General features: G+C 41.4%; 11 protein-coding genes and 1 tRNA gene. 11 read left to right on the top strand and 1 reads right to left on the bottom strand.

The window, feature by feature from the left end; all coding sequences use genetic code 11:
- Positions 1–368: 368 nt before the first annotated feature.
- The 8 genes from ACM0OZ_RS23340 to ACM0OZ_RS23305 all read left to right on the top strand — a co-directional run bounded on the left by ACM0OZ_RS23340 (position 369) and on the right by ACM0OZ_RS23305 (position 11477).
- A tRNA-Leu gene (locus ACM0OZ_RS23340) sits at positions 369–450 on the top strand.
- Between the two features lie 1111 nt (positions 451–1561).
- Positions 1562–2635, top strand: a complete 1074-nt coding sequence (locus ACM0OZ_RS23335) for a response regulator (protein WP_414585201.1) — start codon at positions 1562–1564, stop codon at positions 2633–2635.
- 67 nt (positions 2636–2702) lie between these two features.
- Entirely contained in the window at positions 2703–3080 is a 378-nt protein-coding gene (locus tag ACM0OZ_RS23330) for a response regulator transcription factor (protein ID WP_073629720.1), read from the top strand.
- Positions 3081–3085: 5 nt separating this feature from the next.
- Positions 3086–3580 (top strand): chemotaxis protein CheW, encoded by a 495-nt coding sequence (locus tag ACM0OZ_RS23325; protein ID WP_414585200.1) that lies wholly within the window; start codon positions 3086–3088, stop codon positions 3578–3580.
- 63 nt (positions 3581–3643) lie between these two features.
- The gene (locus tag ACM0OZ_RS23320; RefSeq protein ID WP_414585199.1) at positions 3644–6439 is read left to right on the top strand and encodes a methyl-accepting chemotaxis protein; all 2796 of its coding nucleotides are present in this window, start codon (positions 3644–3646) and stop codon (positions 6437–6439) included.
- A 95-nt stretch (positions 6440–6534) separates the two neighbouring features.
- Complete coding sequence (locus tag ACM0OZ_RS23315; protein ID WP_414585198.1) at positions 6535–9582, top strand: response regulator; 3048 nt, start codon at positions 6535–6537, stop codon at positions 9580–9582.
- A gap of 610 nt (positions 9583–10192) precedes the next feature.
- On the top strand, positions 10193–10567 hold the full coding sequence (locus ACM0OZ_RS23310) for a hypothetical protein (protein WP_414585197.1): 375 nt from the start codon (positions 10193–10195) through the stop codon (positions 10565–10567).
- Between the two features lie 472 nt (positions 10568–11039).
- The gene (locus tag ACM0OZ_RS23305) at positions 11040–11477 is read left to right on the top strand and encodes a TOBE domain-containing protein (protein WP_414585196.1); all 438 of its coding nucleotides are present in this window, start codon (positions 11040–11042) and stop codon (positions 11475–11477) included.
- Between the two features lie 321 nt (positions 11478–11798).
- On the opposite strand, the gene ACM0OZ_RS23300 is transcribed toward ACM0OZ_RS23305, so the two are convergent.
- Positions 11799–12083, bottom strand: coding sequence for a DUF427 domain-containing protein (locus tag ACM0OZ_RS23300; protein WP_073629708.1), 285 nt, complete (start codon positions 12081–12083; stop codon positions 11799–11801).
- A 465-nt stretch (positions 12084–12548) separates the two neighbouring features.
- Between ACM0OZ_RS23300 and ACM0OZ_RS23295 the strand changes: the two genes are divergently transcribed.
- From ACM0OZ_RS23295 to ACM0OZ_RS23285, 3 genes are all read left to right on the top strand, one after another.
- On the top strand, positions 12549–13043 hold the full coding sequence (locus ACM0OZ_RS23295) for a hypothetical protein (protein ID WP_414585195.1): 495 nt from the start codon (positions 12549–12551) through the stop codon (positions 13041–13043).
- Positions 13040–13816 (top strand): hypothetical protein, encoded by a 777-nt coding sequence (locus ACM0OZ_RS23290; RefSeq protein WP_414585194.1) that lies wholly within the window; start codon positions 13040–13042, stop codon positions 13814–13816. The genes ACM0OZ_RS23295 and ACM0OZ_RS23290 overlap by 4 nt, the downstream gene beginning before the upstream one ends.
- Positions 13794–14418: pentapeptide repeat-containing protein (locus tag ACM0OZ_RS23285; RefSeq protein ID WP_414585193.1), on the top strand; the 625-nt coding region annotated here is incomplete at its 3' end. The genes ACM0OZ_RS23290 and ACM0OZ_RS23285, both read left to right, overlap by 23 nt.

Raw genomic sequence — 14418 nt, 5'->3', positions numbered from 1 at the left:
ACTACGTTTAACCAGTACGGGTTAGCAACGCTCAGCTAGGTGTGAAACCTAAAAGACACGTACTACAAACTGGTTACTATCAAACTGAATAACATAGGTGGGAAATCCAGCAGTAAATGCTGTCTCTAACAGGAGGGCGGTGGTAAGACGATGGTTTAACCAAAGTAAGCAGCAATGCGCTTCGGATTATTTCTTGGAACACGTATACCGCAGAGTTCCCCTTGTCCAGATGTATCCACTTGTGGCTAGCTTTGGGTAGGTTTTTACAAGCGGTTGGTGGTTAGTAGGTACTCAAACAACTGACCAGTAACAACTAAGCGTTAGATATTGCAAAAAATAACTTTATTATGATAGGATAAGAAACTGATGCGGATGTGGCGGAATTGGCAGACGCGCTAGATTTAGGTTCTAGTACCGCAAGGTGTGAAGGTTCAAGTCCTTTCATCCGCACTTTTATATATGATCTAATATATATGATCTGAAAAGACATCAGAGTTTGCCTGTGGAGTCTTGTATTGCAAACAGGTAAACGTTAAACCCGCCTAGATTCAGTGAGCACTGTTTTAGGTACGTTTGAGTAGGTTTTCCAGAACGCCTGTTAGTCTTTTCCAAAGATAAAGCGAATTTGTATAAAAAGCGAGAAGCGTATAAGCCGCAAGCTAAGAAAAATTAATCTTTTTTTAAATAAAATAATTATCAATTGAATCTACAACTGACACTGACAAATATAACGTCTTCCTCGTAGAGAGAGTATGGGCATAGAATCATAATGGACTTAATTGTTAAGTAGCAAATTAACTGGAGTAATCCTGAGTGGTGCGATGTGTTCCTTGTAGAAGTCTGTCTTAAAAGGCACTACTTTCAGCAATATCGATTTTTCCTATACGATGATCTCAAGAAAGACAAGTTCCTAAGAAGACAATTGATACAGTATGTATATAAATGCAACCGTAGTCGAAATTCTATTGCCATTGATAGTGTGAAAAACTTTGGTATAAACATTAACTTTATAAATTTTAAACATTGCATTAATAACATAACTGGTAGATTTAGCTTGTAAGGTATATAACAGACAGTGGCACTATTCTGTCATCAGGAAGTTTTTATGTTAACTTTACATAATAGACAAGTAAGAATACTGATGTTCTAGCAAACTTTACCTTAGATTTCCCTCAGCCCGAGAAAGCGTATTATACTGAAGTACGAGTACTGAAAATAGCAGGGTTGAACTTGCCTGTCAAAGCAGTATTGCCTCGGTTGCCATCATACAAGGTTTACTCTAAGGTAAGTGGCTTCATCTAGTCTTTACATTTTTTTGACTTGTCATGTAAAGATGTCTGCTAATCTCAGTATGATTTAGTAAATTGAACTTTAATTAACGAATTGACTGAGATTTTTCGTCTAAAGAGAAGGGTGCTACCGCTAGCTTTTACCTCAAACCTTAAAGTTAGAGTTTTGTATTTTTTGCAACAAAAGCTCTGATGAGTTTCATAGGACTTGTGGAAAAGCTCTACAGAAATTTAGCTCACACTAGCAAGAATTTAGCCTAAGTAAAAGCAAAATGAGCACAACTCCTATAGGTAGCTACAAGTTTTTCCAGAAACTACACCCGCTATCTCTACTAGCACAATTAACCAGCCGGCGTGCTACAGGCTGCTTACAAGTATTTACAGAGTCAGTTTCTTGGTCAATCTATCTAGAAGACGGTAAACTAGTTTATGCCTCTTCGGATAAAATGTTTGAACGCCTTGAGAATGTCTTAGGACGCTTAAGTCAGGAAACACAGACACTCAACAGTACACTTCTTATGCAGGTAAGACTGATATTTGAGCAAAACCGAGAGAATCAGTCAATACCACAACTAGATTATCAAGCTATTTGCTGGTTAGTCAATGAACAATACATCACGCCCGCGCAAGCAGCAGTCGTGATAGACGAATTAGCTAAAGAAGTGCTGGAGTCATTTCTTGCAATCAAACAAGGAAGTTATGAATTTAAGAGTGAAACTCCCTTAGATGAACTACCAAAATTCTGTCGTTTGGACTTGCGAGTACTTGTAGAACATTGTCAAAAGCAGTTACGGAATCGGCAACAGACCGAATCAACGGTTGATCCGCAAGTTACGCCCCAATTTATGCCAACCACCAACGTTTCGTCAACGCAGCAGAATTCTCAAGTCAAACTAGGGGAAGAATTGCCAAGACCGAATAATTTTGATACTTCTCATCTTAACAGTAACAAAAGTTTCCCGCAAAGCGTTAGTAAAAACACATATACAGTTGCCTGCATAGATGACAGTCCAACAGTGTTGAATTCTATCAAACACTTTTTGGATGAAAGTACATTTTCAGTTGTGATGATCAACGATCCGGTAAAAGCGTTGATGCAAATTCTCCGCAGCAAGCCAGATGTTATCTTACTAGACGTAGAAATGCCCAATTTAGATGGCTATGAGCTATGTTCTTTGCTGCGGAGGCATTCAGCTTTTAAGAATATCCCGATTATTATGGTAACTGGCAGAACAGGATTTATAGATAGGGCAAAGGCAAAAATGGTTAGAGCCTCAGGCTATTTGACCAAGCCTTTTTCCCAATCGGACTTGTTGAAAATGGTGTTTAAACATATTGGAAATTGAGGGAAAGAAGAAAACAACAAAGAACGCAGTTGAATAAAGTACATTTGGTTATATAGGAGATGCAGGGGTGAGTATTACTTTGGTTGGCACAATTCTGATTGTTGAAGATTCTCCCAGTGAATTGCAACTGATGAGCCATTATCTCGAAGAAAGTGGTTATAACGTTATTCAAGCGACTGGGGCAAAGGAAGCTTTAGAAAAAGCACAATCACAAAACCCAGATGTGATTGTAACTGATGTGGTTATGCCAGGAATGAGCGGTTTTGAGTTATGTCGTTCTCTCAAGAGAAATCCGGCGACTCAAAAAGTGCCGATTGTGATTTGCAGTTCTAAAAACCAGGAGATTGATCGCTTGTGGGCAATGAGACAAGGCGCTGATGCTTATGTTACCAAGCCTTACACCCGCGATCAGCTCCTACGAGCTATTAAATCAGTCGTGATTTGAATCGAATGAATAGTTCAAAACTGGCGTCTTTAAACCAAAATCAAAATAGCTTGGGGGATGGTTATCTCAAGTTTCAACTCAATAGACACACATCTGCCACTTTACCAATGAGGCACACGCAAGAAGCTGTTGTTGTGCCGGTTGAGACTATATCATCCATGCCCAATATGCCCAGTTGTATCCTAGGATTGATGAACTGGCGGAGCCGTATCGTTTGGGCAGTCGATTTACCCAAGATGTTGAATCTTGAATATCTAGATAGTAGGCAACGCCAGTATAACGTTATCATTATTCGGGTGGATTCAATACTTCTAGGCTTAGTTGTACAAGAGATACAAGGTACGACTAAGTTTATGCCTGAGGATATTCGCTCTCCTGTGGGACAAGTCGCATCCAGTTTAATCCCCTATCTACGCGGTTGCGTTGTTCAACGAAAAGAAATATTGCTTGTATTAGATGCACAAGCGATTGTGCAGTCTTCTATTCTCCGCAGTGATTAGGGTGTACTCCAAAGAAAAACTTATTTTTCGTGTTTTCATTGACCACCTCAGGAGAATGCCTTTATGTTTAATAAAACTGATCCTGCTAAAAGTATTGATGAGCAAGATGGATCATCTCTATCTGAATTCACAAATAATGTCGTAAAACTGCCTGACGAGGCGAGTACTCACACTGTTCCTAATAATCAGGCGAATCGTGCATCTAGAACTTTGAAGCGACTAAAGTTAAGTACCAAAGCTACATTACTCGCGATCGCTCTGGGGACAGTACCAGTCTTGGCAATTGGAATACTTGCATACTTAGTTGCTAGTAATTCCTTAACCAATAAAGTTTCCCAACTTCAACAAGCCGAAGCCAAAGGTTTGGCAGACAAAGTCAACCGTTTCATGATAGAACGGTACAACGATATTCAACTTATATCTAGTCTACCAATTATCGCAAATTCGCAAACTGACGCTTTTTCTCAAAAGGAAAAGCAGGCATTGCTCAATAAGTTTGTTGATACTTATAAAGTATATGACAGCATTGCAGTACTCAACTTAAACGGCGATGTCCTCGCCCAATCCGAAGGAGATGCAATTTCTAATCAAAGCAGTAGTAATTATTTTCAAAAAGTCAAGCAGGGCGATCGCCCTTACATCAGTCAACCAGAGGTAATAAGTAATACAGGGACTCATAGCATTCATCTTGCAGCGCCTGTGAAAAATACCGCAGGAAAGACGCTTGCTATAGTTAGAGCTAGGATGCCCGCAAAAACTCTAGACCAGGTACTTAAGAATTATACAGAGTCAGGGCATAAATACTATTTGATTGATGGGTCGGGAAAAATTTTCTTGGCGACAAACAGAAAACATATAGGTAGAAATGCGAAACGAGATTTTCCTGGTTTAGCTCAACAAGCACAAACATTTATTACTGTTAATCAAACTGAAAAACAAGAGCAACTTGTCAGCTACACATCTATAGCCTCAGAAGGATTGCCTTCTTTGAACTGGCAATCCATTCTGGCTACAGATACAGCGATCGCATTTGAACCCACAAGACAAGTGTTGCTAACAGTCGCAGTAGGTGCACTCTTAACAGCATTAATTGTGGCTTTGATTGCAGTATGGTTAGCCAAACGTACCACACAACCAATTGCGAAAGCGACAGCAGCAGTAGCAAAACTAGGCAAGGGAGAACTCGATACTCGTTTGGAGGTGTACTCAGAAGACGAGTTTGGTGTTTTGAGTGCTAACATCAACCAAATGGCGTCGCAACTCCAAACCCTAGTTCAACAACAAGAACTGGACACGCAAAGGGCAAAGTTACTCGCAGATATTACCCTGCAAACTCGTAGAAGCCTGAAAGTCGAAGACATCTATAAAACAGCCGTCAGAGAAGTTCGTCAGGCGATGAAAACAGACAGGGTTGTCATTTATAAATTCAATCCCGAAACCTTCGATGGAAATGTCGTCGCGGAATCAGTTACGGCTGGGCTACCAAGGATGTTAGGAGTGCAAATCGATGATCCCTGTTTTCGAGAACGCCATGTAGAAACTTATAAAGATGGTCGAGTACGGGCAATATCCAACATCTATCAAGATCCTAATCTCAGCAATGCAGCTTGTTACATCAAAATGTTGGAGAAATTTGCCGTCAAAGCAAATTTGGTAGCACCAATTATTATCGGTGGGGATCTGGTAGGCTTGATGATTGCTCATCATTGTGACAGCCCTCGGAATTGGCAACAAGCTGAAATAGATTTGTTTAAACAACTGGCGATTCAAGTCGGCTATGCTCTAGAGCAAGCACAGCTTCTTGAAGAAGTGGAAAAAGCAAGAGCGATCGCCGAAAAAGTCTCACAAGACGAACGCCAACAGAAAGAAGCCCTACAAATGCAACTTTTGGAACTCCTTTCTGAGGTAGAAGGCGCAGCGGCTGGTGACTTAACAGTGCGTGCAGAAGTGACTGCGGGAGAAATTGGCACAGTAGCTGACTTTTTCAACTCGATTATTGAAAGTTTGCGCGATATTGTCACTCAAGTTAAGGAAACTGCAACTTCTGTGAATGAGGCTATAGGTTCCAACGAAGGCGCAATCCGTGAACTCACAGAATCAGCACTGGCTCAAGCTGCAGAAATCAACAGTACTCTTGATGCTGTTGACGACATGGCGAAATCAATCCAACAAGTCGCCGTCAGCGCCCAGCAAGCAGCCTCAGTTGCCAATACCGCCGCCCAAACTGCTAAAAAAAGTGGCATGGCAATGGATATGACAGTGCAAAATATTTTGCATTTGCGAGAAACAGTAGGCGAAACCGCGAAGAAAGTCAAGCGTTTAGGAGAATCGACACAACAAATTTCGCGTGTCGTGGCATTGATTAATCAAATTTCTATGCAAACCAACTTACTCGCCATCAACGCTGGTATTGAAGCCGCGCGTGCAGGTGAGGAAGGTCAAGGTTTTGCTGTCGTCGCTGAGGAAGTCGGGGAACTGGCAGCCCGAAGTGCGGCGGCGACCAAAGAAATTGAACAAATTGTGGAAAACATCCAACGCGAAACAACAGAAGTTGTGCAAGCGATGGAACTAGGAACCACTCAGGTTGTGGAAGGAACGCGGATTGTGGAAGATGCCAAGCAAAATCTTGGCCAGATTTTAGAGATTTCGCGCCAGATTGACTTGTTGGTGCAGTCGATTTCAATCGCCACAGCATCGCAGGCTCAAACATCGCAAACAGTCAGTTCTTTAATGAAAGACATTGCTGCTTCCTCGCAGCGCACCAGCGATTCTTCTAAGAAGGTTTCCGACTCTTTGCAACAAACTGTGGAGATTTCGCAGCAATTGCAAGCGACTGTCGGTACATTCAAGGTGAATTAGTTCTTGGTCGTTTGTTCTTTGTCATTCTCGGTGACCGATGACCAATGACTAATGACTAATGACTAATGACTAATGACTGACTGATAGCAAAGATTATGTCACACGACAAAGAATTAGAAATCCAGATGCAGTTTCTGGAGGAAGCGACTGATTACCTCAATACCCTGGAAGGGGTATTGCTGGAACTTAACACTAACAATCGTATTTCTCTAGAAAAAATCAACGCCGCACTGCGAGCTGCCCACTCAATTAAAGGTGGCGCAGGCATGATGGGGTTTCGCGCCCTGAGTGATTTAGCTCACCGTTTAGAAGATTCGTTTAAAGTATTAAAAACTAGAAAAAATTCTTTAGAAATTGATACAGAATTGCAAAGTTTATTGCTATCTGGAGTCGATTGGCTACGTCAGATAGTGGAATTGCTATCAGAAGGCAATAGTGTAGACGAAGAGTGGTTATCGACTTTCTGTTATCCAGTTTTTGAAGAACTCCATGCGCGTTTGGGCGACCCATCCCCTGAAGATGCAGCTAGTATGCTGTCTCCAGAAGATGGGCAAGATATCATCCCTTTGCTGTTTGAAACAGAGGTAGAAGGGTGTTTGCAACGCCTAGAATCTGTGTTGGCAGATAGTGCGCAGCCCTGTTTGAAAGAAGAAGTTGCGATTATGGCAGCTGAGTTGGGTGGTTTGGGTGAAATGTTGCAGTTGCCAGCTTTTACCCAACTTTGCGAATCAGTAGCAAACCACTTGGAAGCTGGTGATCCCTCGCAGATAGAAACAATTGCCCGTGCTGCATTGGAAGCATGGCGGCGATCGCAAGCTTTGGTGATTACAAATCAAGTCGATAGGTTACCGACAGCGATCGAACTTGAGGATTTGGCACACCAAGCCGCAGCATATACTCCAATAGAACTGCCCGAACCACAAGCAGCACCCACGCTAGACCCAGAAACAGAAGTTGCACCAGAAATTCTGCTACCAGAAGAAACTGAAGAAACTTGGCTGGATCGTGAAATTATTGCCGCTGACTTTGAAGCTTTAGAGGCAGCTTTTGCTGAGGAGAGTAACGCTGAAGTTGAAATGCCACCAGAAACAGTCGTTGCTCAAGAAATTCCGACAACAAATTACAAATTTGTTGAACGTAAAGTCGAACAAACTGTTGGTAGCAATAAGAGTGAATCTCAGGAAAATACAGTCCGAGTTCCTAGTAAGCAACTCGAGCAAATTAATGATTTGTTTGGGGAACTGATTATTCAGCGAAACGGATTGAATTTGCAACTTGAGAGGTTACGCAAACTTATTCGCAATTTGAACCAGCGAGTGCAAAGTCTGGAGCGAGAAAATCAGCAATTACGGACAGCTTACGACAGAATAGCAACTAATGGCGTACAGCCAGCAGGTGTTCCATTGCTAGCGTTGCCACCAAGTGACAAAGTGGAACATATTATAGTATTTGACGATGGCAACCAGACACAAAGCGGGTTTGATTCGTTAGAAATGGATAGCTATAACGAATTAAACTTGCTCTCTCAGGAAGTCATGGAAACTATCGTTCAGGTGCAAGAAGTCACCACTGACATTCAACTCAGTATTGACGATACAGACCAATTTGCCCGCAAACTCACCAAAACATCCAAGCATTTGCAAAGAAAGCTGACTCAAGTACGGATGCGTCCACTGTCCGATATTGTTGACCGCTTTCCAAGGGCTTTACGCGACCTGTCTGTAGAGTACGGCAAAAATGTGCAACTGAAAATTGAGGGTGCTGGTATCTTAGTTGAACGTAGCATTTTGGAGGCTTTAAATGAGCCTTTGATGCATATGTTGCGAAATGCCTTCGACCACGGGATCGAAGACCCAGCAACACGCCTAGCTTGCGGTAAGCCAGAACAAGGATTGATTGAAATTAAAGCCACGCATCAAGGTAATCGCACGATTATTACCCTCAAAGATGATGGACGCGGAATTGCGTTAGACAAAATCCGCGCCCGTGCTATAGCTATGGGGTTAGAACCAACTCTCATAGCCCAAGCTACCAATGAAGAACTGCTATCGCTGATTTTTGAACCAGGATTTACCACCTCTGACCAAGTGACAGCATTATCCGGTCGCGGTGTCGGTATGGATGTGGTTCGCAGCAACTTGAAACAAGTGCGGGGAGATGTCAAAGTCGATACCGTAGCCGGAAAGGGTACGACTTATACACTGTCAGTACCATTTACACTCTCAGTTGCAAGAGTCCTTCTGATAGAAAGCAATCGAATGCTTCTAGCATTTCCCACAGATGTGGTTTCGGAAATATTCTTGCTTAATAACGAACAAGTGTTTTCAATGGCTACCAGCGAAGTCCTGAATTGGCAAGGAACCATGCTACCGTTGGTTCGCCTTGGTCGGCATTTAGAGTTTAATTGCCCCCGCTACGATAACCCGAACCAAGAAAGTCCCCCTGCAATCAATGCTGCAAGCGTAATCATAATCAACCAAGGCAATCAAGTCATGGCGGTGCAGGTAGACCGTTGTTGGGGTGAACAAGAAGTTGCTATCCGTCGAGTTGAAGGAAACATACCTTTGCCTAGTGGTTTTAGCAACTGTACGATTTTAGGTGATGGTCGGGTAGTACCACTGGTGAACGCCAACGAGTTACTTTATTGGATTACTACCAATGAGCGCACGCCTAGAACCAATCAACTACCATCAGCAAAGTTAAAGAACGTTTTCCTGACGCCAGCTGACGACACAGTCGTGTCAATGAATGAGAAAGGCACAATTTTGATTGTAGATGACTCAATTAATGTCCGGCGCTTCTTAGCTTTAACTTTAGAAAAAGGAGGGTATCAAGTCGAACAAGCTAAAGATGGTCAAGATGCGCTAGATAAACTTCAAAATGGTTTGAGAGTTCAGGCTGTCATTTGTGATATTGAAATGCCTCGTGTTGATGGATACGGCTTTTTAGGTCGTATCAAATCAAATAATGATTTTAAAGATATACCGATTGCTATGCTCACCTCTCGTAGTAGCGATAAACATCGTCAGCTGGCAATACAATTGGGTGCGAGAGCTTACTTTTCCAAACCTTACAATGAGCAAGAATTACTGAGAACTTTGGATGAAATCATTTTTCCTTTAGCAGAAGCCTCCAAAGGATAATGTTGAAAGTGATGAGTTATGAGTTATGAGTTATGAGTTTTATACTCGTAACTCATGAGTTCTGTACAAATTTTATTATGAATTGGTATTAAGCTGTTATACAAATAATATCAAGTCCGGCAAATTACCCATAATAAAACTTATATGTAGTAAGGACTTTAGTCCTTGTTTTCCTGGAAGAGGACGCGCATTCCTCGCTACAAACTTGAGTTTGGTTATTTAGTCAGACATGATATAAACTTGCACATCAACAAGGGCTGATCTGTTGATTTTTAAGTGTTAACAGTCAACAGTCAACAGTCAACAGTCTAGAACACCAATTCAGTATTCAGACTTGGAGCTAAAAAACCCGTTTTTTTGTAGAGACGCGCCATGGCGCGTCTCTACAGCCAACGAAAAATTAATCTTTTCAGGAACAGAAACCGGGTTTTTGGGATTAGTGAATCGGTGTTCTAGGATGTCTACTCCAACGTTTATGCAATTTATGCCGACATTAGTTTATTACATTTTTTATTTTAATTTGGAAAAAAATCTAGAGAATTTGACGTGTTCTCATCAACTCGTGCAAATTTATGTATAAGCTATCCGGTCGATAGAAAGGTTTTGTGCCATGAGTAAACATTTTCTTCCTCCTCTTTCTCCAGATGATTTGCCTCCAAAGGCAACACTACTTGATGGGTTACTACTAAGACAACTAGAAGAGGCTACCGGCAAACACTTTTTCAAGGCTTGCGATTCCAGAACTCGGACTTTGTTGTCTAGTTGTCACTGGTATTTCCAGATAAACGCTGGTACTTTAATACTCGTTATTATCAGCTATGACATAGACAGTTACTGGCATATAGCAAAAGCTATTCCCCAAATGGTTGATAGCTTAAAGCTATTTTCCAATACTGCCAAAATCCGTTTTTGTCCTCCATCTGAGAAGGGTATACCGTGGGAAATGGGGATAGATGAAACGCCGGATGAAAAAGACGTGTTTTAACACATGGTTGCGCCTATTTTCACATGGACGCTCATCGGTATATTGTCAAGGCGTTTGTTTCTAAAACGCCTTCCCTACTTCCAACAACTAGGATAACTACACAAAGTGAGTTGGGTAATAAGACGTGTTTGGCGAAGCTGACTCAGGCTAGCACACCATTGCTTAAGGAACTGGGGAGGCTGGGCGAGTACTACCTCTAACAGCAACTGGCTATTGTCTTGATATTTTTATTTTTATATGATCATCAAAGATTATCGTGTGAGAAGATGTAACTTGTGCTACAACTGGGAACAGATCAAACAATGCCAAGCTAACTACTAAAGGCGAACTGACCAATGCTGTACCAAGGAAAGTAACAAATCATCTTCTTTTCATAGGAAAACGGCTCAACAGAGTTTTATTTTTTAAGGATTGACGCTTGGTAGGATCGTACCAGGAAAAGCTCTAAATTACCAACTAAATTGGTATAATTATGCCAAGAAAAGAACAAGGATGGATCACTTTTCAAACCTCTGAAGAGGAGCGAAAAATTCTGGAACACATCTCAAAGCAGTCTCAGCGCACTAAAACAGAAATTTTGCGTGAACTCGTGCGTAGCCTGAACAACCAGTCTCCTCAACCGCCATCACTACCAACTCAACAGTATGAAACACAGGAGAGTAGAACTCCTGAGATAGAAGTTTTTAGTCCGAAGAAACGGCTCAAAGTGAGCTCTCGTAATATTCTTAAGGGAATCGTTAAACGAGTTGTTACAGGAGCCGTTAATACTGAAATCACGCTGGAGATTGTTCATAAAGTTGAACTAACCTCAATCATTACCCGAGTGTCAGCAGACGAACTGGGTTTGTCTGAGGGTACAGAAGCTTACGCAGTGATCAAGTCCAACGATATTGTTATTGCTAAGGAGTAGAAAAAAGTTAATTCAGAGTTATGAAGCGTTAAGAAAAGTTAATCAATTCATCAATATAGTTAGTATTGATCATTAATTGGACAAAAGCCTCACCCTTAACTTCCTTTCCCAACTTGGCACAGGAGTTAGGGGTGAGGTATTTTGCAATGATCAAACTTTTACTAACAGGACTTACGCATTCTAACGAAAAACTGTCATTCTGAGTGTAGCGCTAGCGAAACGAAGAACTCCCTTGATACTTAGCTACACTGCGTTTCGCACCCTGCGGGAAGCCGCAGAAGCGTCTACAGTATGAAATTCTCGACTTTGCGTAAGTCCTGACTAAGCTTCGACTTTTACACCTCTCCAAAAGGCGACATAGCCCTCAATCTGCTTTGCCTTCTCCTTTGGATCAGGATAATACCAAGCAGCGTCCTTGTTAACTTGTCCATCTACTTCAATACTGTAGTAACTGGCGAGACCTTTCCAAGGACAAGTTGTGTGAGTGTCGCTTTCCTTAAAGTACTGCTTGTTAACTGAGTCAGGGGGAAAGTAATGATTGTTTTCCACAACTACGGTGTTATCGCTTTCGGCTAACACAGTACCATTCCAAATTGCTTTCGGCATATGTGACAAGTGCTAATAACGTTACATATAACATTATGATTCCTAGGGCAGACATCTTGCCCATGCATCAAATGGCTGTACGTAGGAAATTCTTTATTAATAAAAATTCAAGGCATTTTGGATTGACATTGGAAGATTTTAAGATCACTTGTCAATTGCTCTAGGTAGTGCTAGGCAGAAATAATTGTCTGTTAAGGTTGAGAAACTGGTTACGGAAAGTATTTTGGAAGCCAGTGTTGTTTACTCGTGTTGTGTGGGACTGGTAAATTTGACTGTATACAACTGTATCTAATTAGTAAAATTAGATACAAGTGGCATTCTAGAAAAATGCCCAAACGTAGAATAATGCATGATTCAAGAGGCGTAACAATAAACTAACTATAAATTTTTACATGAATTGCGGAATTTAGAACAGGAACCCTGTGGTAATAAGTAGAATAAGATGCCGCGCTTACGAGGTAGTACATGGAGCCATTGACTGTTGGTGCGATAAGCCGGAGGCTTGACGCTTCGCGTATCGCGCTTGTAAGTCTACTGTTAAACAAAACGTTTGAAAAAACAGGCGAAATCATTGTTGCTAAAGCCTTTGAGCAAGTTGGTAAGGTTATTGAACTACTCAAGCACAAGTCCAGCGATACAGCAGAAGCCTTAGAAGCGGCAGCGAAAAATGCAGCATTACCTCCAGAACAGCGAGAGTATATTGGTGAAGCTGTTTTGGTTGAAAAAATAGAGTCAGTGGCAAAGGCAGATCCGGAGATGAAAGCAGCAGTGGAAGCTTTGGCAAATGAAGCACAGACAGCAGCAGAGCAAGATCCACAACTGGCAGTAACAATTAAAGCATTGACAGAAGCGGTAATAGCTCAACGCCCAAACATTATTAATGAGAACTGGCAAGGGATAAATTTTAAGAATGCAAATCCCACCATCAGCAATAATACTTTCAACTTTAGTGGCAAATGACTAGAGAAAATTGGCAAGGAATAAATTCTAAGGACTCAAATATTACCATCAGTCATAATATTTTAAATTTTGGACCTTCGGAACAGAATTCTGAGTCAATCCCATCACAGAATCTGAGTACTAGCGGTGGTGAAGCCGTTGCTTTTGAAAAATTGGAACTAGAGCATAAATATGCTAATTTAGTCGTGCTTCAAATACATTTATTAAGTTTTACTTATCAAGCACAAACACAACAAATTAGTATTATCTTACATATTTCCTTTGGCGAGGTGGAAGAAAATTTCATTTATAAAGAATTAGGTTTTGTCAAGAAAGAAGGAAGTATTAGATTTGGTATTAAGTTTGGCAGGTTGTGTTTAAAATTGACAAATGGATGTATGCCATTGGATAAACGTAAAGTTCCTAAAGCTCAAGATTTTAACGGAGATGTCACATTTATGGGAACTGACGAAAATCCTGAATGGCAGTTTAAGGTCAAACATAAAGCAGAAGTTTCAGACAAAGCATTGGTATTATTTGGATCGCTGAGCAATCAAGAGCTTGGAATCATGGAATTGCAAAATACATCTTGTCAAGTAGAAGCGACTTTTCAAGTGAAGATTAACGCCAATGATTTAGGAATAACTTCCCAGGATGGCTTATGGAATGATAAAACTGATAAAAAGGTAAGAGAAACGAAAATTCGTACTTTTTTTAAAAGTGTTGTAGAGCCGAAACTAAAAAACTATGTAAGCAAGTTAGTATTGCAGTATGACTCAGCCACTGTCTCCTGAAGAACTAGGCGATATTTTTCAAGCGATTGATAATGAGCCGACAGGAAAACTCTCAGAGTTAGCAAAAATTGCTGGGCTGAGTTTAGCTGAAGATTATATTGGTGCAGATCTAAGTGGTGAAGATCTTAGTAGAGATAATCTGGCTGGTGCAAATCTAAGCAATGCAAACCTTAGTAACAGTAATTTGAGTGAAGCTAACCTGTGCGGTGCAAATTTAAACAGCGCCTCCCTAGAGAATGCAGACTTAAGCGGTGCTGATTTAAGTGATGCTGATTTAAGTGATGCTGATTTAAGAAGTGCCATCTTAAGCAATACCAACTTGATTAATTTACTGGAAGTACTTGCCGCCGCCAGGGAAATTCAGTCTCAGGAGTATCGCGCCGATGTCCTCATAGCCTTAGCGGAGAAATTGCCTCCTGAGTTATTAAGCGAAGCACTCGCCGCCGCTAGAGAAATTCAGTCTCAGGAGTATCGCGCCGATGTCCTCATAGCCTTAGCGGAGAAATTGCCTCCTGAGTTATTAGGCGAAGCACTCGCCGCCGCCAGAGAAATTCAGGATGAGTCAATTCGCGCTGATGCCCTCAGAGCCTTAGCGGAGAAAC

The sequence above is a fragment of the Scytonema sp. PCC 10023 genome, assembly GCF_963920835.1.
Classification (GTDB): domain Bacteria; phylum Cyanobacteriota; class Cyanobacteriia; order Cyanobacteriales; family Nostocaceae; genus Kalymmatonema.
This window is presented reverse-complemented; position numbering and strand designations above follow the sequence as displayed.

Bases quoted from the DNA above. Each gene is read 5' to 3' on its own strand.
- ACM0OZ_RS23295 (WP_414585195.1), top strand. From the start codon at position 12,549: ATGGAGCCATTGACTGTTGGTGCGATAAGCCGGAGGCTTGACGCTTCG.
- ACM0OZ_RS23300 (WP_073629708.1), bottom strand. From the start codon at position 12,083: ATGCCGAAAGCAATTTGGAATGGTACTGTGTTAGCCGAAAGCGATAAC.
- ACM0OZ_RS23305 (WP_414585196.1), top strand. From the start codon at position 11,040: ATGCCAAGAAAAGAACAAGGATGGATCACTTTTCAAACCTCTGAAGAG.
- ACM0OZ_RS23320 (WP_414585199.1), top strand. From the start codon at position 3,644: ATGTTTAATAAAACTGATCCTGCTAAAAGTATTGATGAGCAAGATGGA.
- ACM0OZ_RS23310 (WP_414585197.1), top strand. From the start codon at position 10,193: ATGAGTAAACATTTTCTTCCTCCTCTTTCTCCAGATGATTTGCCTCCA.
- ACM0OZ_RS23325 (WP_414585200.1), top strand. From the start codon at position 3,086: ATGAATAGTTCAAAACTGGCGTCTTTAAACCAAAATCAAAATAGCTTG.
- ACM0OZ_RS23335 (WP_414585201.1), top strand. From the start codon at position 1,562: ATGAGCACAACTCCTATAGGTAGCTACAAGTTTTTCCAGAAACTACAC.
- ACM0OZ_RS23315 (WP_414585198.1), top strand. From the start codon at position 6,535: ATGTCACACGACAAAGAATTAGAAATCCAGATGCAGTTTCTGGAGGAA.
- ACM0OZ_RS23290 (WP_414585194.1), top strand. From the start codon at position 13,040: ATGACTAGAGAAAATTGGCAAGGAATAAATTCTAAGGACTCAAATATT.